Genomic DNA, 26,516 nt, shown 5'->3' with positions numbered 1-26,516 from the left:
TGCTAACGGCACCTTATAAGTCTTTGCGCCAGAACAGTTCATGGCGGCGCACCGCCTTGCGGAAGAATTCGTTTTCACCCGTGGCCGGCCAGCGACGACCTGCCAGCACTACCTGCAACCAACGTCGCACGCGACGCTTGAACGGAGCCGGTGGTTGCAGGTCGTGCATCATGCCCAGGGCCATGGCCTTGTCCATCTGCACGTCGGCGCTGACCGGTAGACTGCACGGCACCAGCCGCTCACGGGCATCGAAAAACGGTGGCAGAGCCACGCCCTCGCCCGCGCTGCCCATCGGCCAGCGGTCGTTGTCGTGCAGATGATTGGCGTACCCCAGCAAATAACGCGGCTGATGCGCCAGCCCTTGCAGCGCCTGCAACACCGCTGCCTGGGCGCAGATATGGTCGGGATGCGGGTCGATGCTCGCGTGCGGCATCACCAGCACGTCCGGCTGCGCACGTTGCAGCAACTCGCGCAGGTCCGCCACCAGATTGTTCCAGGTGGGCGCGCCATCGGCGTCAGCCGGCAGGGCGAAGGGGTTGAGCTGGCGGAACGGGCGGATATCGGCCATGTCCGCTTCGCGCGAGCCACACGGCTGCTCGGGCGCCGCCTGCATGGCCGGCAGTTGCAGGCAAAAATAGCCCAGCTGCACACACTGCTTGGCCGGCACCCCGGCCCAGCGCGGTACGGCGAGGCTGTCCCACGCTCGCAAACGACCTTTCAACCGGGCGGCTTCGGCCGGCACCAGACCCATCGCCTGATAGTGCTCGGCTTCGATCTCGCCTGCCGTCACGGTCACGATCCAACTGCTCGCCGCACGGCTGTACAAACCATAGGCCGCCAGCTCGGCATCGTCGGCATGGGGCGCGATGACCATGACGGTATGCTGGGTGAAATCCGGATGCTGGAAGCGCCACAACCGCGGCTCGCCAACGATGCGGCAAAACCGCCCACGCACCTGCAGCCGCCCTTGGTTGAGTTCGTCGGCAAAGCCGCTCAGGTTCACATAGCGCAGGCCGTCGACACCGCGCTCGAAGGTCTGTCGGTCGCCCAGCTCGGTACCAAGCAGTTGCACGTACGGATCGAGCAATCGCCCCAGCCAGGACGCTTTCACGTCCACCGCCAGAATCAGCGTGTCCGCAGCTTCAAGCCGCTCGGTGACCTGCAACAGATCGCCGCTCAGGCTGACACCGGCCAGCTCCGCATCGCTGTCGAAACTGTAGGCGTAATCATCGCCAGGGGAATAGAACAGGTGATCGGCAAACCACGCCTCATGGGCCACCCAGGCCAGCAACAGCAGGGGCAGCGGCAACCACCAGGCGATCAACACCCCGGCCAGCAGCATCAGCACCAGCCCGGCCAGCAGCACGCGGCGCTTGTTGCGCCGATGCCGCGCCAGCAACGCCTGCTTGCGGCTCATGCCTGGAACACCGGAACGGGGTTGCACCAGCGGTCCTTGTACTCGCGATCGGCCCGGCCGAACGAGAAGCGCAGCGGTTTATCAACCGCGCGGGCCTGTTCCCAGGCGCTTTGGGTGTTGAGAAAACTGAGCACGCTGCCGGGGCTGAATGCGCGGGTTTCCGGGTCCACGCCGCCATTGATGTATTCAACGCTAACCCACTGCGGCGCTTCCACGCGGTACACCAACTGAATGGCGATAGGCGCGTCATTGAGCAGCAGCACCGACCCGATCATCAACTCACGCAGCAGATCGATGACCTCGGCCATGCGTTCGGCACCCGTCGCGGCAAAACCCCAGCGCCGCTGGAAAAGATCACAGTAGATCGCCGCCAGCTCGGAACTGCTGAATTCACCGACCGGCTTCACCACCCCGCCCGCCTCTTCCAGCAGGCGCAGTTCGCGGCGCTGGTTGTAGCGAAATTTCTTCGACAAATCTTCAGGTGTGCGCGCCATGGCCAAGCTTTCTGCCTGGGCCTTCAAGCCACTGAAGCGACCCTGGTTCAGTTCGGACAGATAACGCCCATGATGGCGCAGCGGCGCCTGGGCGTCGCTGGCCGCAGGCAGGATCAGTTCGGCATTGCCCAGATCGTACAGGCCTTTTTTACCCTGCTGCTTGAGCACGTCCTTGGACAACGCCAGGTAACGGCCCCAGGTCGGTATCGCCGCGACCAGTTCGCCTGCCTGCTCCCAACCCAGGTAGCGCACCGGAATACCGGCCAGCGCAGCGAGCCGTTCGACCACCAGAGGGTGCGTCGCCAAGCTGCCGCCAAACTGTGCCCAGGCCTGGGCGTAGGTGGCGGCATCGATCGTCTGCCAGCCCCGCTCGCGTACGCTCTGCAATCGGTTGAGCATCATGTGGGCGTCGTCAGGGCAGTGACCATCGGCAGCTGCCAGAAAGCCTTGCGCACGGCGCGGTCGCAGAAGCGCGATTCCAGACGTTCAGCCATCAGCACTTCGCATTGCGCGCGCTGGTAGCGATCCATTCCACCCATATGCTCCAGGCCTTGGGCCAGACGCTCGGCGTCGCCCAACGGAAACAGGATACCGACACCCTCGACGATCTCCGGCGCGCCGCCGCACGCCGTCGCCAGCAGCGGCACATTGGCGGCCATGGCTTCGAGCAGGACCATGCCGAACGGCTCGTGATCGGAGCTCAAGGCGAACACATCGAACGCCTTGAAATACAGCCGCGCCTGCGCCACCTGACCCAGAAACCGGACCCGCTCGGCGATGCCCAGCTCCACGGCCAGGTCCTTGAGGTTCTGCTCAAGGCGCCCGGAGCCGATGATCACCAGCAGCGCTTCCTGAGGCAGCTTTGCCCATGCCTGCGCGAAACCGCGCAGCAAAGTGGCCTGATCCTTGTCGGGATGCAGGCGGCCGACATTGCCGATGATCCAGGCATCGGGCGCAAGGCCCAGGGCTTGGCGGGCTTCGGCCGCCGGCAACAGTTGCTTCTGCAGCGCGAAGGTGTTCACGCGGTTGTGCAACGTGGCGATACGCTCCAACGCCCAGCCGGGCAGGCAGCGGCGCATGTCGTCGCGTACCGCATCGGACACACCCAGCAGGCTCAGGCGCTTGCGGTACAGCTGCGCGAACACCCGGCGCGACCGGCGCTGGTAGTCGCCGAACGCATGATGCACACCAATGACCGGCAGCGAAGTGCCGAGCAAGGCAATGTAGATAGGCTTGAACCGGTGCGCGATGCAGAAGGCGAACTGGCGCGAAGCGGTGATCTTGCGCAGTTCGCGAATGGCTCCCAGCTTCAGGCCACGGATGGCCTTGGAGCTGAACTCCATGAACAGCACCTCGTCGCTCTCGCAGCCGGCCGCCACTTCAGGATCGGCCGCGCCGGTCAGGAACACCGTGGTCACCCGGTAGCCGCGGCCCATGAACAGGCTGGCGTACTGACGGGCGCAGTCGAGAAACGGCCCGTCATAGCCGTGGCAGAACTGCAGCACATGACGCTCAGCTGAGCGCGTCATAAGCCTTGGCACCCTCTTTGACCACCAGAATATCTTCCATGATCAGGTACTGCAGATCCGAGCCATAGAACATGTTCAGCGCATCGGTCGGCGAGCAGATCATCGGTTCGCCACGGCGGTTGAGCGAAGTGTTCAGCGACACGCCGTTGCCGGTCAGCTCTTCCAGGGCCTTCATCATGTCGTAGTAGCGCGGGTTGTATTCGCGCTTGAGCACCTGGGCGCGCGACGTGCCGTCTTCATGGACCACTTCCGGCACGCGGGTTTTCCATTCCTCGGCCACCTCGAAGGTGAACGTCATGAACGGCGCCGGATGGTCGATCTTGATCATCTGCGGCGCGACGGTGTCGAGCATCGACGGGCAGAAAGGCCTCCAGCGCTCGCGGAACTTGATCTGATGGTTGATGCGGTCGGCCACCCCCGGCACGCTCGGGCAGCCGATGATCGAACGACCACCCAACGCGCGCGGGCCGAACTCCATGCGTCCCTGGAACCAGGCCACCGGGTTGCCGTCGACCATGATCTGGGCGATCTGCTTGGGCATGTTGCCGAGCATGCGACCCTTGGGCTTGTTCGGATGGCGCGCGCAGGCGGCGATCACGTCCTCGTTGGTGTAGGACGGGCCCAGGTACACATGTTCCATTTTCTCCACGGGCACACCGCGGGCATGGGACACATAGGCCGCCGCACCCACCGCCGTACCGGCGTCGCCGGAAGCAGGCTGCACGAACAGCTCCTTAACATCCGGGCGGGCGATGATCTTCTGGTTCAGCTTGACGTTCAGCGCACAGCCGCCAGCGAAGGCCAGCTTGCCGGTCTGCTTGAGCACATCGCCCAGGTAGTGGTCGATCATCTGCAAGGCAAGTTTTTCGAACAGCGCCTGCATGCTGGCCGCGTAATGGATGTACGGCTCGTCGGCGATGTCGCCTTCGCGTTTCGGGCCCAGCCACTCGATCAGCTTGGGCGAGAAGTAGAAGCCCTTGCCCTTCTCTTTATAGCGGCGCAGGCCAATGACGTTGGCGTAGTCGGTGTTGATCACCAGCTCACCGTTCTCGAACGAGGCCAGGCGCGAGAAATCGTACTTGCTGGCGTCGCCGTAGGGAGCCATGCCCATGACCTTGAACTCGCCGTCGAGCATCTCGAAACCGAGGAATTCGGTGATCGCGCCGTACAGGCCGCCCAGGGAGTCCGGGTCGAAGAACTCCTTGATCTTGTGGATCTTGCCGTTCTCGCCATAACCGAAAAAGGTGGTGGCGTATTCACCCTTGCCGTCGATGCCCAGGATCGCGGTTTTCTCCTGGAAGCCCGAGCAGTGGTAAGCACTGGAGGCGTGGGCCAGGTGGTGCTCCACGGGTTCGATCTTGATTTTCTTCGCGTCGAAGCCCAGTTGTTCCAGGCAGAAGACGATCTTGTTGCGGTAGCGCTTGTAGCGGCGGTTGCCCATCAGCAGCGCGTCGAGGGCGCGGTCCGGGGCGTACCAGTAGCGTTTGGCGTAGTGCCAGCGAGCCTTGCCGAACAGGCTGATGGGCGCGAAGGGAATCGCCACCACATCAACATCCGACGGCTTGATGCCGGCCTGTTCCAGGCAGAACTTGGCCGATTCGTAGGGCATGCGGTTCTTTGCATGTTTGTCGCGCACGAAGCGCTCTTCTTCGGCGGCGGCAATCAGCTTGCCGTCGATGTACAGGGCCGCGGAAGGGTCATGGCTAAGGGCGCCGGACAGGCCAAGAATCGTCAATGCCAAGGGTCTAGCCTCTTTGAACGGGTAGATGCGCCCGCGGGCCTCTGGGGCGGCGGGCGGCGAAAGGCGGGGATTATAGCGTAATTGGCCACTGCCCAACACCGGGGCAAAGGTAGCAGCCTGCGGCACTGTCGAGCCACAGCGAACCAGCCTACTCCCCCATGTGGGAGCGGGCTCTGCCCGCGAAGAGGCCGACCCTGTCCATATAAATTCCAGACAAGCTTCCCACAGGAACCTGCATCAAGCCTGCGGCACCCGCAACGAAGCCACCACCGCCTGCGCATGCTCGATGCAATGCAACGTCACACCCAGCAAGCTTCGATCCGGCGCATCGTACAACTCATTCGCCGTCAGCTGAGCGCACTCCAGCAACACCCCGAGGTGCGCCAGTGCATCCTGCAGCGCAATACCGGCATTCACGCTGAACAGCGCAGGTCTATCCGACAAATAGTTCCCTACGGGCACACTGCAGTGTTCGAATGATTTCCTCAATGCTCGATTTTCTTCTCAATATCAATGGGAACCACGAGCGGTCCTTTTTCTCGCGTTACGACGGTCATCCAGGTTTGCACATCGATCAAGCCTTACGCATTCAATCTCAGGTACAAGCGTTTGAGCATCTGATCGAATAGCTCTTGGTTTCGCCAGCCGCGCAACCTTTGGTACCACTGACCGAAGCGTTCCGGCATATCTCACTACGCAGCAGCTGAAAAGAGCGCCCAGCGCACGCCATCAGCATTAGGTGATCGCTCAGGCGGGACCGCCCCCGGCCGTGGGCTCGATGAAAAGTTCAGCAACCACAGCCCAGTCGAAATCCAAGAGCTCGTGAAACGCCTTACCATCACAGGATTGCTTTCCGTAGATGGCTGGAAGCTCTACAAAACTTCAACTCTCAAGGGCGCCGACTAGGTTTTTGGGATTTCGCACAGAGCCCAGAGCCTAACTTCCGTAATAAAAGCTTCAGATGGATAAATAAATTCTACACCTGGACGAAAATTGTAATCCCCATGAAGTGAGCAGCGAAAAATTTTGTTCGCCATCGTAGACTTCATATTTAGCGTCGCCGGCGACCTTGCTGGAATCACAGTTTTAAGACTCAAAATCAGGCGAGCATTACTCAAGACAGTGAATGTTACCGTAAAATACTATTCACGCGCTTTTCCAATGAAAAAAATAAATCAGCAGACCTTCGATCGACGTCACAAAGTGCCCACTAGAAACTTAATTGACCACCTGCGCTACCGGAAAATTAGCCTATGCTTCACCATGGCACTTGGCTTCCGCTGGGTACTGCCAACAGGTCGCGTAATAAAATCACTGGAGTTTGATATGAGCACACCAATTTCCACTGTGAGTTTTAATATCTATATCGACAAACCCACTGCTCAGGAAAGTCATGAGCGCCTAGCTGTTGAAGAGCATGGCGATGTCCTATCTCCTGGCGATTTGACACCCTCTGAAAGTGAGACATCCACCCGTACCGCGTCTGCAATGAAAATCAACATCCTCGGTGAGGCAAGATGTCCGGGAGTTCTTAAGATCGAGGCCTGCGATGCAATGCCTGATGAGTTTGAATTCAACTGGTACCTTGATGACCAGTGGGTGGCCAGCGGTGAGTATTTCAGACTCCACGATACTGCTGTCGGACAAATGGTTAGATGCACAATGACTGACGCGTCAACAGGTGTGGAAGTGACCACGGAATCGTACATGGTCGAGAACGCTTTCCAGAATATTTCAGAAGAAGAGAACATAAACAGCTACGCTAGGCAGTTCGGTCAGTATTCGGTCCACTCCCCCTCGCCAGTCGATCGAATCTTGTCGGTGACGGAGGGCGCCTATTGCTGGCTTGCACAGAAAAATAGATTGTTGGTGGGAGGGAAGGCCTCGCACGGGGGAACGCCTCCTGCGTATTTTGCTAACTATTTAAGATGTAATGGGACCACCAAGGTGTTCACAACGGGAACTGATTTTGCTGTGCTGGCCTCTGTTCACGACCATACGCGGTTATTGCTATGGGGAAGTAATGTGCCCGCCTCAATTGCTTATCCACTGACTGATATCCGTGCGGTTTATGCCAATCGGTATGCATTTGCATTCATCTATGATATGCCGCTGGAATCTGGATTTAAAATTGGTGCAGCCGGTCATCCGGGCAACGGCGGAACGATTCCCGATGCGCTGCATTTAAGCTTGTCGAGCAAATCGCCAAAGGCTATCTATGCGACGGACGCGGCGTTTGCAGTGCTCACGGAGCAAGGTCACGTTTTTGCTTGGGGACTGGCCAGCTATGGAGGCGTTATAGACGCCAATGCTCAAGCATTACTGGCCACTATCGAGGTCAGCAAAATTTTCGCCAATACGAGAGCTTTTTGTGCCGTGGGAAAATCAGGAGAATTGGTTACATGGGGAGAACCTTCATTTGGCGGCTCCATCCCCGCTTTGAGTTTGGAGGCTATTCTTGATGATGGAGGGGTCCAGACCATTGTAGCTAGCCACCAAGCTTTTTGTGCGATCACCAAAGGCCGACAGAAAGCCATAAGCTGGGGTGTTGCTGCGCATGGCGGGACGATGACAGCCGCAGCGTCGAGTCTCGCTGCCAGAGGCGGTATTGTACTTTGCAAGGCAGCCAGCTTTGCCTTCTGCATTATTGACCGAAGCGGCCAGGCCGAGGCTTGGGGGAATGCCAGCTACGGAGGTACAACCGTACCGGTTTCCGCAAACTCTGGTATTTATGGTGCCCAAAGCGAGGAAGAGACGGCTGCCGAAGTCACCGATGATGTGCAGTCAGAGATCAGCCGTCTCTTTGACAGCGGTAATGCCCCCCGCCAGGGTATCGCAAGCGTCGAACAAAGCTTTTCGGTTTTCACGTCCACAACAGGCACTATCCGTATCTACGCAAACGACGGCGGCTTTTGCATCCTGAGTCAGTATCCGGACGGTCGTACCCGCAACATTTTGTGCTGGGGGCACCCGACCTACGTGACGCTACCAAACCCTACCAAGCAAATTCTCATGGCAGGTGTGATTGAGCAAGTGTGTTCGTCCAATGGCGCGTTCGCCGCGTTGCTGACTCAGGGTGAGTCGTCAGGCTGTGTAGTCACATGGGGGTCTGCTTCGAACGATGGCGGTAGTATTCCGGCCGCCGTATTGCCGGATCTGGAGAAAGATGTCTTCGAAATCTACCCTATAAACAGCATTCCTGGGTCGGCGGCGCCTGTTACCGTTTCAGGCTTCGCATCCCGATGCAAAGGGGAGGCAATGGTGTTTTGGGGCGGTGCAGTGCCACCCGTAAAATTACTGCCTTAGTATCTAAAAAAATCCCCCCGCAAGGGAGGATTTTTTAGATGGGTCGTGGACCTAGCGATGCCGATGGTCATGGTGGCGCTATTCAGCAGACGTTACGGGCTGGAAAGGCGTGACCGGTGGCGGGGTAAAGACATGGTTGTCGACGTTCCCACCCCACAATACGTAGGCCCCGCTGATATGACGAGCCGCAAATGACGGATCCACTCGGACCGGAGTAGGCCGCACCGGAGGCGACCTTTTAATGGAGTACATCTCAATGATACCGCTGCGAAGGAACTGCGCGATTTCAGGCGGCACCTTCGGGATCTCCCCTGCATCGAGTTGTGCCAAGGTAGCGCCCCAAACGAGAACGGCGCCTTCTACATTGCCCTGCGCAACGATGACCCCATAAGCGCCGTTGGTGCAGTACACCGACCGAATCCGGCTTGCCATCAACGATTGACGAATGTCGTTGCCCATCGCCCCACCGCCGTTGGCCTGCCCCCAGACCCATAAGTCGTTGGTGTATCCGTCTTCGTCCTGGGCCATCATGAAGAAGCTGGAGTCATTGCCGTAGGCGGTCACCACACCATCACCGATTACGATGCGTGAAGACACGGTTTTGAGCTCATCCGAGAAAGCATCGGCTTTTTCCTGCAACTGGTTATCGTCAACAGCGCCTGCAATGCTGTTAATGATCGCCGACTGGAAGTACGACTCGATGCTGTCCTTGACAGAGGGACAAAACGTTGCAGCCACATCCACAACGTGAGAGTCCGAGGCCTTGTTGGTGGGTATGGTTCCACCGGAGTTGGCAACCCCCCAGGCTTCGGCTTGTCCGGAAGCGTTGATCATCGTGAACGCCCAGGTGGCGGCTTTGCACAATACGATGTTTCCACGAGTCGCCAGCCCCGCTGCGCTGGCGTTCATATTGCCACCCAGCTCAGCGTCGCCCCAACTCACGGCTTTCGCCCGCCCCTTGGTGATCGCGCAGAACGCAGCCCTGGCAGCAATGACGGATTTCACACCGCCCTGATCTAGGATGGTCTCCAGGCGGTCAGCCGGAATGACGCCGCCATTGCCGACATTGCCCCATGTAACGATCTCACCGTCGGCGCCAATGGCACAGAACGCGCTCATGTTCGCGATGATTCTTTTCACCACCATACGATCCAGAAGCGCTTGAGCGCTCGCGCTGATAGTGCCGCCATCTGCAGCATTGCCCCAGGCGTAGACTTTTCCAGCCGTCGTGAGTACTGCGAAGGCCTGGAATGCTGAGTAGATTGCCACGGGCGGGTCTGTCACCAAACGCAGATGAACGCTATCTGGCACTACCCCACCATTGGACACATGACCAATGGCGCCAAGCCATCGGTTCTCCGATGTGAGCGCGTTGTAGATGAAGGCAAAGGCATTCCCGTTGGCAGACACCGAGCGGATGTTACGCAACTTGGAGAGATCGGCGTTGGCCGGGATATCGATACCCCACGCCAGAAGCTGATTCTGTCTACCCAGTGGCACCAGGGCTGCGAAATCGCGCTCGGTAGAAAACAGGACCGTCGCCGGATTATTGATGAGGTAACTCTTGATGGATTCGGGAACCACTGCCCCGTAGTCATTCTGGCCGCGAACATGAACGCTTTGTGTCGGACCATCGATCAAGGAAAAAGCACCACCGGTGGAGACGAATATTCTGTCCGACGGTTCGGGTCTGTAGAAGGAGAAGTTACCGTGTTGCTTCATGAAGCTGTTTTCGTTCTCTTCATCGGTGATGTTCTGGAAACCGGCAATCACCAACTTGGCTGCAGAAGCCACCGTCGCGCCAATTTCACCGGAGACGGCTTCTGGAGTCACGGTGAAGACGATGGACTTGCCCTGATAAGCACTGGTCACAAGCAAGTCCAGGGTAATCGCCGCTACCGCACCGTCAACCAGCCATTGATAATGCGAGTTGCCCTCCGGATTTTCGGAAGCGTTTCGGTACTTGTAGCTGCCGATCAAGGTGCCACCGACTATGGGTTCGCCCAAAATAATGACGTCTTCGGCGACGGGTGCGGCATTGACATCCAAACTATTGTTCATCTCGGACACTCCAAATTTATCAGTTAGATAGCGGTACAGGCCCCTTGAAAAAGAGGTTTAGATCGTTTGTGTGATCTGGCCTGCCAGTGACTGCAAGTCGAGGTTGTCACTTCCCCAACTTACGACTTTCCGGTCTGCTGTTAGCACCAGGAAATTTGCGCCAACGGCGTAGACAGCTCGAGCGTCGTTAGCGGAGTATTGGCCCGTTGTTACGCCCCATGACACCACCGAGCCATCCGGTCGGCAGGCGGCGAAGGAGCCGTAGCCCGCCGTCAGGGAAACAGCCTGCAGGTTTGGTGGGGGTGTGCCACCTTCGTTGGGCTCGCCCCAAGCCACTACGGAGTTGTTCAGAGTGATGGCGGCGAACGCTGTAGTGCTTCCTGTCACGTACAAAATGTTGGTTACAGGCGCAGGTAACTGACCGCCAAAGCGGGTGTCGCCCCACACAAGTACCCGACCGGTGGCCGTCAGCGCGGCAAAAGCCGCACTGGTGGATGCAAGGCTGATCACTCCAGTGAGTTGGCTCACTAGTTCGGCTGGTATACGCCCACCGTCAGACTCAAGGCCCCAAGCCACCACGCTGCTCTGCGAGGTCACAGCGGCGAAGGCGTTGTTGCTAGCACTCAATCGCTCGCTGCCGCGCGCAGCAATCACATGCATACCGTAGGGCCATTGATCCCCTCCCCAGCAAAAGACTTCACCGTCATTGCGCAGCGCGGCAAAGGCGCTATCAGCTCCAACGATTTGCACAATGTCAAATAGCTGCGGCGCAATCACGGGAGGAACGGTGCCTCCATGCAAGGCATTTCCCCATGTCGTTACTGATCCATTCTGATGCAGCGCGGCAAATGCGGAGCTGGCTGCTGCAACTTGAGCCACGTCCCGAAGACCCGCCGGTGCGCTGCCACCATTGTGCAAGTTGCCCCAGCACGTAACGCTTCCATCAGTATGCAGGCCCGCATAAGCCTGGCTGTTTGCAACCACACAGCGTATACCTGCCAAGTTGGCAGGTGGGGCAATGGCGCCCGCACCCCAGCCGAAAAGAGTGCCTTCATCCTTGACGATGCATCCGCTTCGATAGGCGGAAAAACTGGCATTTCCGGTTGCATTGACCGGGCGTAGCGTAAGGGTTTCGATAGCACCGCCCGTTTTGATCGACCGCACCAGCAACGGCAGTTCTGGATACGTATCTAAAAAGAATGCGTCTGTAGAGCTCTCGTCAAACCCTTGGTAATGCCACTCGAAGGTGGCTTGGGGATCTGGACTTGCCGCCTGCAGACGGCACGTATTGGCATGATAGAAAGGGCCTGTTTGTGAGCGGGAGCCTATGACGGTCAATGTGGATACCGTCGTTTGACCAACCTGCAGGAGCACTGGCTCTGAAAGATAGGACTGCCCATTTACCTTGACGCTATAGGAAACCTCCAAGTTGCCTTCCCTCAGAAGCGTAGCTAAGCGTTTCTCGAACGAGACGCTGTGTGGCTTGCCTATCTGTGACGGCTGACTGATGAAAATTTGCTGCGCTTCATATACCGTGTTGCCGCTGGCAGTGACCCCTTCCCAGTGCACTGTAATCTCATCACCTATATCCATGAAGTCGTACGCGGGCACGATCACTTCCTGATAATCCCCAGTGATTTTGTCCGGGTCCAGTACCGTCCCGGATACTCCAACTACATGTGGCTTAGCCAGTCTTGGAGGGGTGCCAATCACCGTCAGTGTCAGCACGTCTGACTGACGTAGCTCCATGCCTGGGTTACCGCTGTCATCAACATACGCCTCATACAGTACCTGGGCCGTACTACCCGCCAGTGCAGCAGCTTGACGATGGGGTAGCAACACAGTAACGGGTGAATAGGGGTTAGTTGTATGGGTATCAAGCCGAACCTCCATAGCCGGTCCTATCACCGGGCTGCCGCGCCAGATTACGGTCAATGGCGTGTTGGCGATTGGGAAGTGAGGATGTACCAGCACCATGATCCGGACATCCTCCCCGTTGAGCACATCGACATCCAAAATGTAATTCGGTGCCTGGTCTACCAACGGTGGTGGAAAAACGCCAGGCCGCGTCACTGTCACCTGGACGGCGAGGCTATACAGTGACCAATTGTTAACGATGTCACGTACGTCGTAACGAACCGTAAGCTTGCTTCCTGGGTTATCGGCAATGATTGAGGCGGGCACCACAATGGTGATTGGAATGTCCGGATTACTGGCTTGGTCAGCGCTGACGGTTATCTTGATCGGGACACCTGCCCAGTACAGCGTCACGATGTCGCCTTTGCAGAGATTGTCGTAGCGCGGAATAGTGACTAGAAGATCGTTGTTTGGCGTGGGATTGCTAGGTATGCCGCTTGGTAATCTCAACCGCTCATTGACATAGGGGGTCGAAGGATCGGTATCCGGGTTACCGGGTACGGTCTGCTTGACGGGAAAAGGTCCTACATCACGAGATGTGCTGAAGGCACTAGAAGGCGGCACTAAGTGGTGATAGTGCAGAATGACCTCCCCCTCGAAGGGAAACTCAGCAGGCAGCACATAAAAAGTGACCAGCCCATTCGTTATATCATCTTCCCGCAAGGTGTACGCGGCGATGGCTCGGTCATTCATGTAGAGGTAGAGATTATCATCTTTAAGCATGGAGAGTTGCAGCACCACCTGTACCGCGACGGAGTTCAAAGGGTCATGTAAATCACTTTTGTTAAGCCCGCCGTGGACTAATATGGCCGGCACATGCGGGGCGGGCAGCGTAGGGGCGCCTGGATGCCTTGTAGGCTGATCTGGAAGTTCTAAGGCTCGTGCCGCCTGCTGCCGCGCAATTTGTAGTTGCAATGAGCACACATAATTCTTTAGATCCGTCATGATAGTTGCCTCTTTGCAGGCGTGAGCAATAAATGGTGGTAGCCATCAGCGTAGGATGGGTCGGAGAAAAAACCAGTCGAAAATTTGGTCTTTTAGTTAAAGCTATAAGAGCGTAATCTCTCTACTCGCTAGCAAGTGAATATTATTATTCAAAATGACTTGATGTGTTTTTTCTTTTACGGAAACTAAGTTTTGAGTGGGCTTGCCCCTACCACACCAGACACCAACTCGCCATCAGACTGATGCCGCCGCCAAGCACCTAAACTCTCTCGGCGACCGATTTTTCAAAGCGCGGCGTGGGTGCTGCTGGTTGTGATGCTCGGCTGCTTGATTCATTTCTCCAACAGCAAGTTGTGATCGCGCATAACGTGATAGACCCGTTTAACGCTGATCAGTAGCAGCAACTGGATTTCGCGTTTGCGACGCAACAAACCTTAAACACGACCTTAGCCATAGCTCGGCAACTCGCTGACTCGCTGCTTGATCTCAGCGAATAGCTCCTTGCCTCGCTGTACAACGACCAGTTCATCACCGTATTGTAAGTGTCGTAGCGTACGATCAAGCCAACGCCCGGAGTGCTGTCAATGATGCTGGCCTGTACGATGACAGCCAGTGGTATATCGGGATTCGAAGCTTCGTCGGCGATGATGATTCAGACAATTTTCTTATCGGCCCAATACAGAATCATCTTGTCGTGTTCGCGACTGTTCACGTAACGCGGGAGGGTCACCGTCACTGCCTGACCAGGCGACACGGGGGTCTGGAATACCGGTGATGGCCGTCAGTCGTTCGTTGGCGTAGGCAGTGAACGGGGCCGGATCGGGATGGCCCGGTACGGTTTGCTTGACCAGAAAGGGGCCGACGCTTTCGGAAACGTTAAACGTGCTGGAAAGCGGAACGCTGTGGTGATAATGCAGAGTGATCCAGCCCTCCTGGGGAAAGACGGATGGCACCGGATATAAGGTGAGCACGCCACTGTCCAGGTGCTCCTGGCGCAGGGCCTCGGCGGCCAAGGCGGTGGTAGGCCGCAGCGCCGAACGATGTGGGCGTGGCGGGCTGACTTTGGCTGATCTGCAGCAGCAACAGGCGCAGGGTATTGTAAGAGTGGCCATGGCAGGGCTCTTGTTAGGTTCAGGTCGAGAGCGACTGTTATGACCGTAAAGGATGAATGGGGAATCGACCGGTCGAAAACTCAGGCGCTTATTGGAGCAGCCAAAGATGTAGTATTGACGACAGCTAAATAATGAATAATATTTTTTGAGTGCAAGCCTTATATCAATTCTTATACACATCGGGCGTCAATTGTATTTTTGCCTGGCCTCCGGCTTGGGGGTAAGTAGCAATGACCACTCACCCCTGCCCGGTCGACTCTACACTCTGTTCAGGTCATCCTTAGAAACTATAACGGGCGCCAAGGCTAATACCCCAGGGCTGTTCCAGGTTCTGGCCTTTGACATAGTCGAAGTCCGCATGCAATTGCAGTCGATCCGACACCTGCACCGCAGCACCCACGCCCAATTCTGCACGGGTGCCGGACAAGTCGTTGGTGAAACGATTGCCATTGACCTTCACCGTGTTGTTGTTGGCAAATTCCTGGGCGATGGCGACTTTGCCGTAGTAGTCGAAATGGCCATGGTTGGCCATCTTCCGCGTCTGACCTATGTGCGTGCCGACCTTGCCCAGCAGTGAATCGGCCTTGTTGCTGCGCGCCTGCATGCCGTTGTCCAGCTCGTACTGCTCACCCTGTACCTGGAGCATCGAAAACTGCGCGAAAGGGGTCACGAACACGCCATTGTCCAGATCGACGCGCTTGCCTGCTTCCACGGAAACGCCCGCACCCTGGTTGTTGTAATTGCCACGGGAACGCTGGCCGTCGCTCATGCGCACCTCGGATTTGCTCTGGAAGCGGTTGAGCTTCATCAAGGCATCGACGTAGTAACCCTCATCGGCCAGCCAAGTGCCGTACAGGCCGACGTAGTAGCTGTCGACGCTGCCCGTGGTACCGCCGGCTAGATCAAGGTCGGAACGGCTATAGCCGCCCATCACGCCTAAAAGCATCTTGCCGTTGCTGACGGGCAACGCACCATCGGCACCCACGCTCAGGCCTTGCTGGCGCTGCTGGTAGCCAACACCGCCGCCGGCGGACAGGTTGTAGCGGTTGCCGTAAGTACGGCTCCACACGCCACTTTCGCCGTTGCCCATGCGCAGTTCGCCCATGCGCGAGCGCAGCGTCGAGGATTCGCCATACCACACGGTAGGTGCAGCGCTGAACAAACCGAGCACCGATCGAGTACCCGGCGTGACGACCTCGCCGGGACGTTGCAGCAGAAACCAGTCATTGCCTTGTTTCTGCAGGTCGTAGACGAAGGTGCCCAGGTCCACTTGGCCGCCGATCAAGCCGAACTGTGCATCGCCGCCTCCGGTCTGGACGACCGCAACGGGGGATTGGTCTTGAATGACGTCTTTGCCGGTGTTGTGTATGGCCAAGTGGTGCTTGCCACTGGCGGTGCCTGTGACGATCAGCTTGTCACTCAGGCCGGTGGCCAGGTCTGTGCCCAAGCCGAACGTACCGTTGCCGCGCAGACTGTCCACCCTTAGCTGGTTGAAATGGCCATTGCTGCCTCCCAGGTTGATTCGCCCTTCGTTCATGTCCAACTGCTGGAGGGTTGAGTTTTGCGTCATGCTCCAGATGGCATGATCCATGGTCATAACTCGCACACCGCTGACCCCGCCGGTCAGGCTGCTGTTATCACGCAGTACGACGTCGGTCTTGGAACCGGAAGCGACGACAACATCGCCGGTCAAGCGACTGTCGGATGCCGAGAAATGTACCGTGGCGCCCTTGTCGACTTCGAGGATCATGCCATTGCCGCCCGTCAGTACAGCGCCGTTACGCAGACTGATAGTGGCTGTGGTTGGGCGATGGGCGGTAAAGGTGGACACCATGATGGCGCTGCCAGTCATGCCTTGAACATGAGCGTTGTCCACTACCAGGCTGTTGTTCAGGCCGGCATCGCCATTGAAGCGATCGGCACTGATGACCGCACCATGGTGGTCGCCGACCACGTGGCTGTTCTGCGTGACGGTAACGTAGCCATTGACCAGCGCCAGGCCCGACCCTCCGGCCATGCTACCCGAGACATCGTCGCTGACCCCATGAACCCGAGTGTTGACCAGCAGCGCCTGAGCGCCTGCAGCGACATTGACTCCCCGCCCCACACCTTCAAGGGTACTGTCATGGACAGAAGCCGTGCTGTTTTTGACAACGTTCAGAGCGGAGTCAGCGCTTTTGAGGGTGGTGTTTCGGATGGTGGCAGTGGAGTTGTCCAGATATACGGTGTGGTCTGGCCCAGCCAACGAAGCGCCGTTCAGGTTGACCGTGGATTTATAGCTCTCGATTTGCGTCAGGGTGGCACCGGGCTCGGCGTTCAAGGTCGCCCCGGCGGTGAGCCTCCACGAGTGGACGCTATCGCCAGGGCGAACGGTGGCGATGGCATCCGGACCAGTAAGCTCTTGCCAGGCCGCAGGTGCGACATCGGGCATCAACAGTGCGACCGACAGCAGCAACAGGCTGCTGTCACGCAACAAACTACGGTTCATATCAAGCTTCTCTAAAAGGCGGGAAAATTCAGGGATTCAAAGCCCTTTGGGTTTGCCTGCATTGTAAGAAGCGGATACGCAGTTAATGTGTAGGATAAGTCCTACAGTGCTGTGAGTGCTGTCCTTAAATGGGTGTCAGGAGATGCCACAGGATTCACCACGCATAACGTACTCCAAGACTCACGCCCCACGGCTGTTCCATATTCCTGCCGTTGCCGTAGTCAACGTCACCATGCAGTTGGATAGCCTCTGAAAGTTGCGCGATAACGCCTGCACCGACTTCGACCCTTCCGCCCGACAAATCATTGTTGAACGAGTAGGTGTCATTGATCCTGACCTTGTTCGCCTTGGCAAACTCCTGAGCTGCAGCCACTTTCAGATAGGGCTGCAATATCCCGCCATCGGGCAATTCGATCCTGCGACCCAAGTGAGTGCCGATTTTGCCTATTAGCGAATTGGCATGGTTGCTGCGCGCCTGCATGCCGTTGTCGAGCCCGTATTTTTCACCTTGCACCCACAGGGCGGACACTTGGGCAAAAGGCTCGACGAACCAATTTGACGGCAGCTTGATATGTTTGCCCACCTCGACCGATCCGCCCACGCCGTAGTTGTCATAGTCACCGCCGGCCCGCCGCCCGTCGCTCATCAGCACATCGGAGCGATTCTGAAAGCGGTTGGCTTTGATCAGTGCGTCGATGTAATAGCCCGACTCATTCAGCCAGGTACTGTAAAGACCAGCGTAATAGCTGTCGACATGACCATCGGTGCCCGCTTTCAGGTCCAGATTAGCGCGGCTGTAGCCGCCCATGACGCCTATCATCCATCGACCATCGGCAGTTGGCAGCGGTGCATCGATCCCGAAGCTGATACCCGACTGCTGTTGCCGGTAGGCAACACCAGCGCCCGCTGACAGGTTGTATTGCCCGCCGAACGCACGTACCCAAGGGCCGCTAGCACCGCGTCCCAAGCGCAGCTCGCCCATGCGGCTGCGCAGGGTGGTGGTTTCTCCGTACCAGACGGTAGGGGCGGCGCTGAACAACCCCAGTACCGCGCGGGCACTGGGCGTGACCTCTGGACCACCGCCACCAGGATTCCCGGGATCGACCGGCGTGCCTGGGTCAACTGGCGTACCAGGATCCACCGGTGTGCCTGGGTCAACCGGCGTACCAGGATCCACCGGTGTGCCTGGGTCAACCGGCGTACCAGGATCCACCGGTGTGCCTGGATCAACCGGCGTGCCTGGATCAACCGGTGTGCCAGGATCTATCGGTATGCCTGGATCAACTGGCGTACCCGGATCGACAGGCGTACCAGGGTCCACGGTGCCAGGTTCACGCTGCACCAACACCCAGTCGTTGCTCTGTTTGGCCAGGTCATACACATAAGTGCCCGCATCGACTTGGCCACCGGCCAGTGCAAACGCTGCAGAGCCGCCCCCGGTGTTCACCACTGTCAGCCCCGAGTCGCCGACTTTTGGCTCCATGCCGGTGCTGGCGACTTCGAGGGTGTGGTTGCCCGCGGCGGCCCCGGTTACCACCAGTCTATCGCCCTGCAGGTTGGCAATGTCGGTGTTCAGGGCGAAGGTCCCGGCGCCTGTCAGGCTGTCCATGGTCAAGGTGCGGAATGCACCAGCGGCACCATTGAGGTTCACCCGGCTAGAGGCTACGGTCAGCGCCCCGACACGCGAATCCTGGGTCATGTTCCACACCGAGCCCGAGCTAAGGCTCATCTGGTTGGCCCCCTGCACGAAGCCGGTCAGTACGGCAGCGTTCTGCAGCGTGAGGTCAGTGTCCATGCCGGTGGCAGTCAAGTTGCCATCCATCTGGCTGTTATCCAACAACACGCTGGTGCCCACAGGGGTGGTCGCCTGAACGGACCCAGTCAGCCGCGCACCATTGCGAAAGGCGACCACAGCATCGCCGCCGTCACGCACATTGATGTCCCCAGTCATCACGCTGGCATCCACATTCAACGCCATGAAGGCTTGATTGTTGACGTTACCGGCACCGTTGAGCGTGCTGCCATTGGCCAGGTCGATGTTCAGCTCCGAGTCAATTCCGGTGTTCAATGCGCCCCGAATATCGCTGGCATCGACGCTGAGCAACGCGGCAGAGCCTGCGAACAGGTCCACAGCCACACCATTGCCACCGGTCAGCAGGGAGCCGTTGCGCAAAGTGACATCGGCCAGGGGCGATGCGTTGCGCAGGGGAAAAACCACCAGACCGCTGCCCGCTACGCCCTGTACAGTGGAAGCGTCGACCATCAATGTAGAGCGCAAGGCCGATTCTCCGAGGCTGGGCAAGTCGTTGCTGAAGGCCGCACCATTGTTGGCACCGACGATGATGCTCCCCTCGCTTAGCATGGTTTCGCCCGACAGCATCACCAGCCCAGCTCCCCCGCCCAAAGGCGTGGTACTGCCATCCCCCGTTACGTTTACCAGGGTATTGCGCACGCTCAGTTGCCCTTCGTTCAGAACGTTGAGCCCGCGGCCCACTCCGCTCACCTGGCTATCGCTGAACGAAGCGAAGGATCCCCGGCCCACGGTCACGGTGGTTCCCCCAACCGTCACCAGTGTGCTGCCACTCACGGTCGCCGTCGCGCTCGAACCACTGAGTTCCAATGCTCGATCTGACACCGAAGTGACCGAGGCATCGTTTAGATTCACAATGGAATCGCTTGCATAGATCTGCAACGTTTGCCCCGCAGGGTTGACCGTCAGCGTCCCGCCCTGGGAAATCTGCCACGGCTCGGCGGTGTCACCAGGGTTCACGGTAGCAGTGGCGGGACCTACCACTACCGCGGCGCTGACCAGCGGGGACAACATGAGTCCGAGCATGACCATCGGCAAGGGTGTTAAAGGCCGGCGTACGTAAGTCATGGTCAAGTTCCCTATGACAAATGATGATGTGACTGAAAACTTTCCTGATCATCATAGTTGTGAATTGCTGTAAGTTTTTATTTATTAAATACCTATCTGAAACGTTATTTTCACTGATTTCCTTTGGTCGGGATTTACGATTGAGAGTTGCTGTTTCCAATAGGCCTGCTAGTTTGAAAGTGCGGGCTCATTGCAGGCTTGTTATTGAAGCTGGCCGCACCGCACACTCATTCCGTTATGTAGTATTCCTGTGCCGACAGCTCTACGTCGCGCACCTGCATCCCATGTTAGAAGGAGAAGTGGCATGACCGTTCTCAAGCAACTTTCCAAAACTCAAAAGTTGGCGCGCGTGTCGGCGCCGCGAGCGCCCAGAGTGTACGCCCCAGCCAGTTTCGTCGAAAAAATTACTGAAGTACCTTTGTATCCCACTAACATCCTCAGGTTTGATGCGTTTGCCGCGACGGTTGAAGTCGCAGTACCGTGGAGTGATGATTATTATCCTGCGGACGCTGGCCTAGGAAAGCCTGCGGATGCGCTCGAATTGGAGTGGGACGGTACGCTGATCACCTCCAGTCGCTATGAAATCACCGCAGCTGACCAGACCAACAAGGTTCCGTTGATACTGGAGTTGCCGTTGACGTCAGCCGACGACTGGGACACGGTCGCCCATAGACTTGGCTATCGCATCGATTGGGGCGATACCGATGCTTACGACTTCGGCGATAGTCAACCCGCCTATGTTGATACGACGCCGCCAGGCAGGCCGACTCTAGGTAAGTTGCTTTTTCCCGGTCTGACACCGGGGCCGGGCGGTCAGTACGTGATCACTTTGCAAGATCTGGACCCCGCCACGCAGGACTTGATCACTGAGGTACCCTCTTACAGTGGAGAATGGCAGGGCGACCTTATCGAGCCCTTCATTACCACCAACGGCAGACCGCCTGATTACTTGGGCACGACGACCCGGCTACCACCCGGCAATACGCTACCCAACCCAGTTGTATTGAGGTTCGCCTTTGCTGATATGGATGCAGCAGGCGATGGTACGCATACCTTGGGCTACCGTGTGACAGACCTCGCCGGCAATAAATCGGTGATATCGCAGGAAACGGCAGTGCGGTTCGTACTGCACAACACGCCCATCAATCTGGCTCCACCTGAAATTCCGCTGTTTGCCGACGACGGTGTGATCGACGAAGCAGACGGGCGCATCCTGGATGTCGAGATTCCTCCTTACCAAAACGTTGCCGTGGACGATGAGTTTGTGTTGTTGTGGGGCAATAGAATGGTAGGTGCTGGGAAAGTCACTAATGTAGGCGATACCCCGTTGGCCAAGATCCGCGTGCCCTACGCTGCTGTGCTCGCTGGCGATCCAAATGGCAATAACGCTTTGCGCTACACCACGCAGGCGAGTTATCAAGTCATCCGCAGCCAAGCCTTGGTCGCGACCTCTCCACTCCTGCTCAATGTGCTGGTCAATATCGCCACACCGGCGGGCCCAGATCCAGACCCAGACACGCCCGAGAACGAAAACCTTGCGCTGCCTAGCCTGCTGAGTACAGGTAGCGGTGCCACTGCGAACGTCATCACCGCAGCGCAGTACGCTCAAAATGCGACCATCACCATCCCTTGGCCCACTGCTGGGGATCTCCTGGCGGGCGACCTGATTACAGTGTCGTACGCAGGGACGGATGTACCACCCGCTGCTCGCGCGGTCACGGCCACCGAAGTCTCCAATAGCACGCTGGACCCCTTTACTCTGCTCGCTTCGCAGATTGGTTCGGCCGGAGCTGGTGCGATTCAGCTCAAGTATGTTGTAGAGCGAACCATTCCGGCGTCGTCGCCGTATCCTCCGGTAACCAACACCAGCTACTCCGCTGTGCAGATCGTGCAAGTCACTTCACCTGGTTCGACTCCAGGCGGCGGCGGACCGCTTCCTGTGGGTGAGTTTTTAAACCGCAACGCGTCTGGATTCCTGGACAGATGCAACACGACCAACGGAGCGATCTTCCGAATCCCGCTCACGTATGCAAATGCCGCTGTGAACGACAGGATCGTGCTCAACGGACAAGGCATTGGCGGAAGGCCAACCGCCCCCGGAGCCGCGTTGCCAGGCACTGAGTTTACCGCCACCGATACGGTGAACCCTGAAGAGTTTGCCCAGAAATATATCGATTTCCGTATCCTGGCTTCGGCGTTCGTACCTACGTTGTACCCTGGAAGATACAACCATTTGGAGGTCCATCATGAGATCACCAATGCCTCTGGCACGGGTGCGACCAATCCTCCAAGCATCACTCAGGTCACCATGGTAGGCAGCGAGTGCAGTTTTGATACCAATAGCCAAGTCTCCAATGCATCAGTGAAACCTGCCTGACGGTAACTCATAGCCGGATGACTTCTTTACAGGAAATCATCCGGCTATTTCCGCTGCCCTGCAGCATTCGCCAACGAACCCTGGCATCGGCGAGTTTCAGCGTTGAGTTGACACTTGTCCGGTGCTATTCATTGCAGACCTAATAACCTACCCACCTCTTATAAAACCCTGGAATCAGGACATTTCCGGGCGTCATCAACGCGGCTATTTCAATACGCGCCATTGCAAGCGCCAACACCCCTCAGCACGTTACCATCGAATACATCTCCGTCAGCACCATTAGCTATTAGCCACTAGCAAGGCATGTAGATGAATAAACGCGTACCTGACTAGAACGTATGAAAGCCAGCTTTCAAAAGCAGGCGCCCCAGTAATAATACCTTATCAATCCAATAATTAAACGCCTGTATTTTCGACCGGTTAATTATCCATTCTGCTTCTAACGTCATACCAGTCGCTCTCGACTTGACCCTCACAAGAGCCCTGCCATGACTACCCTCAACAGCACCCTACGCCTGCTCCAACTGCAGATCAGCCAAAGTCGATCGCCAGGCATCAGCGCCTTCAGCGCCATGCCCTATCATCCCGGAACGCCCACCCTGCCCGCCCCGCAAGTCCCTGCGTTGGTGGTGCACAATGGCCTGAACAAAAGCGACTTGCACGATCCCACCATGCCCATCGCCGTGCAGGTGGTGCTGCAGCCCATCATGCTGGTGAACGACGAGCTGAATCTTTACCTGAATGACACGCCAGTGGCCGTGCAGACCCTGCGCCCGGAGCATCTGGAAAGCGGCATTGTCACCTTCTACCTGGCGCCTTCCCTGTTTCCCCAAGAAGGCCAGGTCACGCTGCACTATCACCACGGCGTCCCGCCTTCCAACTCGTTCAGCGTGTCCCGTGACGTAGGGCCTTTTCTGGTCAAACAGAACGTACCGGGCGATCCCGATCCAGACCTGTCCACACCCCATGTCAACGAACACCTGACCCCACCCACCGGCATTCCCAACCCGGTACCGCCAGGGCGGCCACTGACGGTGACCATTCCCCGCTACGTGAACATCCGCGAGAACGACGAGATCGTCCTGCATTGGTCGAACCAGGAAATCCGCAAGACCGTCAGCGCTGCCGAAGCCTCCACCCCTGGCATGGCGCTGACTGTGACCGTGCCGGCCGACATCATCGATCGCACGCCCGGCCTGGGCCTGATCGTGCGCTACGACATTTACGACACGGTGATGAACTGGTCGCTGTACAGCCTGGAAGCGCACGCTGACGTCGATCCGCCAGGGGTACTGCATGCACCCACCGTGCGTGATGCCAACGACTACGACGAACTGGACATGGATGAGTTGGACGGCGACGAGGTGGCCATTCAGATCCCGGTCAATGGCAACCTCCCTCTTGGCACGGAGGGCGTGCTGACCTGGACGGGCATTCCGGTGCTCGGGCCGCGGCTGACCTTTACCCTGGCGTTCAAGATCGAGCAAGCAACGACCCGTATCACCCTCATGGTGCCCAACGACAAGGCCATGGCGCTGATCGGCAGCACCGCCACCGTGTATTACGAGGCGCTTCTGAACGGCGTGAACACCCCCTCGCAACGCACCAGCGTCGCGGTGATCGGTGAAGCCGTGACTCTGGAAAAGCCCACCCTTACGGGTGTTCCGGGCGATAACTACAACCCGGCGCTGATCGTCGGCAGCCACCAGGAAGTGGTCGTGCCCGCCTATGGTTTCATGGCCAGCGGGCAGGCCGTGATCCTGCACTGGGAAGGAAGGGCCGCCGGCGGCAGCCCGCTCTACGTGCAGCAGAGAAAAGACCTGGCCAGCGACAACCGGCAGGACATCCATTTTCAGATCGAAAAGATGTATGCCACCAGCCTGGCCACCAACACCCTGCTCAAGGTGTATTACGAGATCATCACCGAGGGCACCACCTATGCCTCGCCGACGCTCGAGCTCACCGTGATGAGCGTGCCAACCGACTTGCCCAAGCCCACCACCGATCCGGTGTTCTGGAACGGGGAGATCGACCCAGGCACCGTCGGCGCCACTGTCCAGGTAGTGGTGCAGCCCAACTCGAGCCTTCAGCCCGGGGACCTTCTCACCATTCACTGGCAAGGTCGCTCGAATGCCAGTACGTCGATTGCCAACCAGAGCTTCCCCGTGTCCGGCAATCTTGAAGTACCGATCGGCAAGACGCCGTACATCGACGGCAATACCAACGGCTACGTTGAAGTCAGCTATGAGGCCCGACGCAACGGCCAGCCGGTCGGCAGTTCACAGGTGTTGCTACTGCATGTTGGCGCAGCGACTGAGTTGCCGTGGCCGCTGCCCAAGGTGGTGGATGCGACCAATGGCGAGGTCAGCACCTGGCAGCCCGTGAAGCCGGGGACTTCTTACGACAGCAACACCGCCACCATCGTCGTCACCGACAGCCGAATTCTGGCGGGGGATACTGTCGCCATCATCTGGCGCCTGCCTGACGGTACGGATCTAACCGTTCCCTGGATGCTGGCTGGCGCCGGTGAGGGGCGTGTGCCGGTGCCGTCCAACGTACTGACGCGCAGCCTGGGGCAGACGGTGCAGGTGGGGTATGTGGTGTTCAGGGGGCCTGCTTCGGATCTGGTGGGCAATTCCGGGTTGATGAACCTGCGATTGGGAACGCTGCCGGCACATGCGCTGAGTGAGCTGATCATTGTGGAAGCTGCAAACAGCGGGGCTGGGCCGGAATTCGACGTGAACCAGTTGACGGGGGATGCCACCCTCAGGGTTGGTCGCTGGCCGATGATCGAGGTAGGCCAGCCCGTGTGGTTGACGCTGGCCGGTACCAGGACCGATGGCACGGCGTATTCAAAAACCGTGCTGTCGCCACCCAATACGGTGGAGTCGGCATGGGCGAGCCTTGGTTACCGCACGGCACGCGTGGCCCAAGCCGAAGCCAAGGCGCTCAAGGATGGCAGCAGCCTGACCGTACAGCTGAAAGTCGGCATAGGCAAAGCGCTGGACGAGAACCAGGCCGTAACCTTTACCCCCAAGACCTACACCGTCAGATCCGTGGCAGACACCCAGCCGCTCATCAGCGGCGTGCGGGATTCCAAGGGCGAAGTGGCCAACGGCGGCGACACCTACGACGCCGAGGTGACGGTGTCAGGAACGGCAACGGCCAATCAGGATGTCGAGCTGTTGGATAATGGCGTCTCCAAGGGCCGAACCACCGTCAATGCCAACGGGGCCTGGAGCCTGGGTGTCAATGCACTGTCCTTAGGTACGCATTCACTCACCGCCAAGGCGTTGTACGGCAGTGGCCAGCAGTCCTTGCCCCGAACGTTCACACGCCTGGCGGATGCCGTTCCCACCATCAGCAACGTCACCGACTCTCGGGGAACAGTGGCACCGGGAGGCACTACCTACGATGCCCAAGTCACTGTCAGTGGGACCGCCCTACCCAATCAGCAGGTAGAGGTGTTCGATCACTCGAGCTCCAAGGGTACGGCCACGGTCAACGCAGGCGGGAACTGGAGTCTGGGAACAGGCGGGCTGGCTATCGGCGCCCATTCCATGACGGCAAGAGCCCGCTATGGCAGCGGCCAGTCTTCTGCTGCCAGAACGTTCACACGCGCAAACCGTCCGTTGGTCGTGGACACGTCGCACCTGGTACTCAATGGAAAAATCTATATCAACGTCGCTGGAGGGTTACCCAATCCGTTGCCGGCGGGAACATCCTCGCGGCGCAGTGCGTCGGGTGGCGTTCCGCCCTATCAGTATGCGTCGGCCAACAGCAATGTTGCCTCCGTGGATGGTTCGGGCCTGGTGCAATCCCGAGGCGAAGGCAATACCACGATCACGGTGAGCGATTCTGCCGGCCAACGCCTGAGCTTCACGGTAGCGGTTTCCGGCGTGTTCCTGTTCCGCTACGCAGGTTCGGGGCAATGGTACCTACCCGGCAATGCGGGCAGCATCCTCACACGCGAGCTGATGGCAGAGATCTGGGCGCAATGCGCTGCCCATGGCGGAGTGGCGGCTTTGGGTATTCCAGGCGGTGTGTACTGGACCGGCACGACCTCGGACGGAATCCGCCGGTACTACACCAGAAACCTGAGTACGGGGGCTGAAGGAACCGAGGCGGGTCAGGGAATAGGCACGGCTGCGCATCATATGCTCAAGCGGCCTTTGTGACGGAAGGTGGTAGCCGGCTTTCGCGGGAACGCGCATGCGCCGCGAAGGCTCGGTTACAGTGCCTGCCGCGACT

12 protein-coding genes are annotated in these 26,516 nt (G+C 58.3%); 3 read left to right on the top strand and 9 right to left on the bottom strand.

Features of this window, described 5'->3' with window-relative positions; all coding sequences use genetic code 11:
- Positions 1-13: 13 nt before the first annotated feature.
- The 5 genes from LT40_RS17780 to LT40_RS17760 all read right to left on the bottom strand — a co-directional run bounded on the left by LT40_RS17780 (position 14) and on the right by LT40_RS17760 (position 5,625).
- Positions 14-1,417, bottom strand: a complete 1,404-nt coding sequence (locus tag LT40_RS17780; protein ID WP_043192422.1) for a PIG-L deacetylase family protein — start codon at positions 1,415-1,417, stop codon at positions 14-16.
- Entirely contained in the window at positions 1,414-2,310 is an 897-nt protein-coding gene (locus tag LT40_RS17775) for an antimicrobial resistance protein Mig-14 (RefSeq protein ID WP_043193806.1), read from the bottom strand. The genes LT40_RS17780 and LT40_RS17775 overlap by 4 nt, the downstream gene beginning before the upstream one ends.
- Positions 2,310-3,440, bottom strand: a complete 1,131-nt coding sequence (locus LT40_RS17770; protein WP_043192421.1) for a glycosyltransferase — start codon at positions 3,438-3,440, stop codon at positions 2,310-2,312. The genes LT40_RS17775 and LT40_RS17770 overlap by 1 nt, the downstream gene beginning before the upstream one ends.
- Positions 3,424-5,181 (bottom strand): carbamoyltransferase family protein, encoded by a 1,758-nt coding sequence (locus tag LT40_RS17765; protein ID WP_043192420.1) that lies wholly within the window; start codon positions 5,179-5,181, stop codon positions 3,424-3,426. The genes LT40_RS17770 and LT40_RS17765 overlap by 17 nt, the downstream gene beginning before the upstream one ends.
- A 237-nt stretch (positions 5,182-5,418) precedes the next feature.
- A complete protein-coding gene (locus LT40_RS17760) occupies positions 5,419-5,625 on the bottom strand; it encodes a DUF3077 domain-containing protein (protein ID WP_158497452.1) in 207 nt (68 codons plus the stop codon).
- A 582-nt stretch (positions 5,626-6,207) separates the two neighbouring features.
- On the opposite strand from LT40_RS17760, the gene LT40_RS17755 reads away from it, so the two are divergent.
- Positions 6,208-8,487, top strand: a complete 2,280-nt coding sequence (locus LT40_RS17755) for an RCC1 domain-containing protein (RefSeq protein ID WP_148308578.1) — start codon at positions 6,208-6,210, stop codon at positions 8,485-8,487.
- 78 nt (positions 8,488-8,565) lie between these two features.
- On the opposite strand, the gene LT40_RS17750 is transcribed toward LT40_RS17755, so the two are convergent.
- The 4 genes from LT40_RS17750 to LT40_RS20980 all read right to left on the bottom strand — a co-directional run bounded on the left by LT40_RS17750 (position 8,566) and on the right by LT40_RS20980 (position 19,888).
- Positions 8,566-10,548: an RCC1 domain-containing protein gene (locus tag LT40_RS17750; RefSeq protein ID WP_052393461.1), complete on the bottom strand. Its 1,983-nt coding sequence runs from the start codon at positions 10,546-10,548 to the stop codon at positions 8,566-8,568.
- A gap of 57 nt (positions 10,549-10,605) precedes the next feature.
- Positions 10,606-13,410: an RCC1 domain-containing protein gene (locus LT40_RS17745; protein WP_148308577.1), complete on the bottom strand. Its 2,805-nt coding sequence runs from the start codon at positions 13,408-13,410 to the stop codon at positions 10,606-10,608.
- A gap of 1,392 nt (positions 13,411-14,802) precedes the next feature.
- Positions 14,803-17,010 (bottom strand): autotransporter outer membrane beta-barrel domain-containing protein, encoded by a 2,208-nt coding sequence (locus LT40_RS17735; protein ID WP_052393460.1) that lies wholly within the window; start codon positions 17,008-17,010, stop codon positions 14,803-14,805.
- Between the two features lie 154 nt (positions 17,011-17,164).
- Positions 17,165-19,888, bottom strand: a complete 2,724-nt coding sequence (locus LT40_RS20980; RefSeq protein ID WP_084139841.1) for an autotransporter outer membrane beta-barrel domain-containing protein — start codon at positions 19,886-19,888, stop codon at positions 17,165-17,167.
- Between the two features lie 304 nt (positions 19,889-20,192).
- Here LT40_RS20980 and LT40_RS17725 point away from each other — a divergent pair, with 304 nt between their 5' ends.
- Together LT40_RS17725 and LT40_RS17720 are read left to right on the top strand one after the other, a co-directional pair.
- Complete coding sequence (locus tag LT40_RS17725; RefSeq protein ID WP_043192416.1) at positions 20,193-22,265, top strand: hypothetical protein; 2,073 nt, start codon at positions 20,193-20,195, stop codon at positions 22,263-22,265.
- Between the two features lie 488 nt (positions 22,266-22,753).
- Complete coding sequence (locus LT40_RS17720; protein WP_043192415.1) at positions 22,754-26,443, top strand: Ig-like domain repeat protein; 3,690 nt, start codon at positions 22,754-22,756, stop codon at positions 26,441-26,443.
- Positions 26,444-26,516: the final 73 nt, after the last annotated feature.

The sequence above is a fragment of the Pseudomonas rhizosphaerae genome (assembly GCF_000761155.1).
GTDB lineage: Bacteria > Pseudomonadota > Gammaproteobacteria > Pseudomonadales > Pseudomonadaceae > Aquipseudomonas > Aquipseudomonas rhizosphaerae.
The sequence above is the reverse complement of the archived record's forward strand: the minus strand, read 5'-3'. Positions and strand labels throughout refer to the sequence as shown.

Bases quoted from the DNA above. Each gene is read 5' to 3' on its own strand.
- LT40_RS17780 (WP_043192422.1), bottom strand. From the start codon at position 1,417: ATGAGCCGCAAGCAGGCGTTGCTGGCGCGGCATCGGCGCAACAAGCGC.
- LT40_RS17775 (WP_043193806.1), bottom strand. From the start codon at position 2,310: ATGCTCAACCGATTGCAGAGCGTACGCGAGCGGGGCTGGCAGACGATC.
- LT40_RS17770 (WP_043192421.1), bottom strand. From the start codon at position 3,440: ATGACGCGCTCAGCTGAGCGTCATGTGCTGCAGTTCTGCCACGGCTAT.
- LT40_RS17750 (WP_052393461.1), bottom strand. From the start codon at position 10,548: ATGAACAATAGTTTGGATGTCAATGCCGCACCCGTCGCCGAAGACGTC.
- LT40_RS17745 (WP_148308577.1), bottom strand. From the start codon at position 13,410: ATGACGGATCTAAAGAATTATGTGTGCTCATTGCAACTACAAATTGCG.
- LT40_RS17735 (WP_052393460.1), bottom strand. From the start codon at position 17,010: ATGAACCGTAGTTTGTTGCGTGACAGCAGCCTGTTGCTGCTGTCGGTC.
- LT40_RS20980 (WP_084139841.1), bottom strand. From the start codon at position 19,888: ATGACTTACGTACGCCGGCCTTTAACACCCTTGCCGATGGTCATGCTC.
- LT40_RS17725 (WP_043192416.1), top strand. From the start codon at position 20,193: ATGACCGTTCTCAAGCAACTTTCCAAAACTCAAAAGTTGGCGCGCGTG.
- LT40_RS17720 (WP_043192415.1), top strand. From the start codon at position 22,754: ATGACTACCCTCAACAGCACCCTACGCCTGCTCCAACTGCAGATCAGC.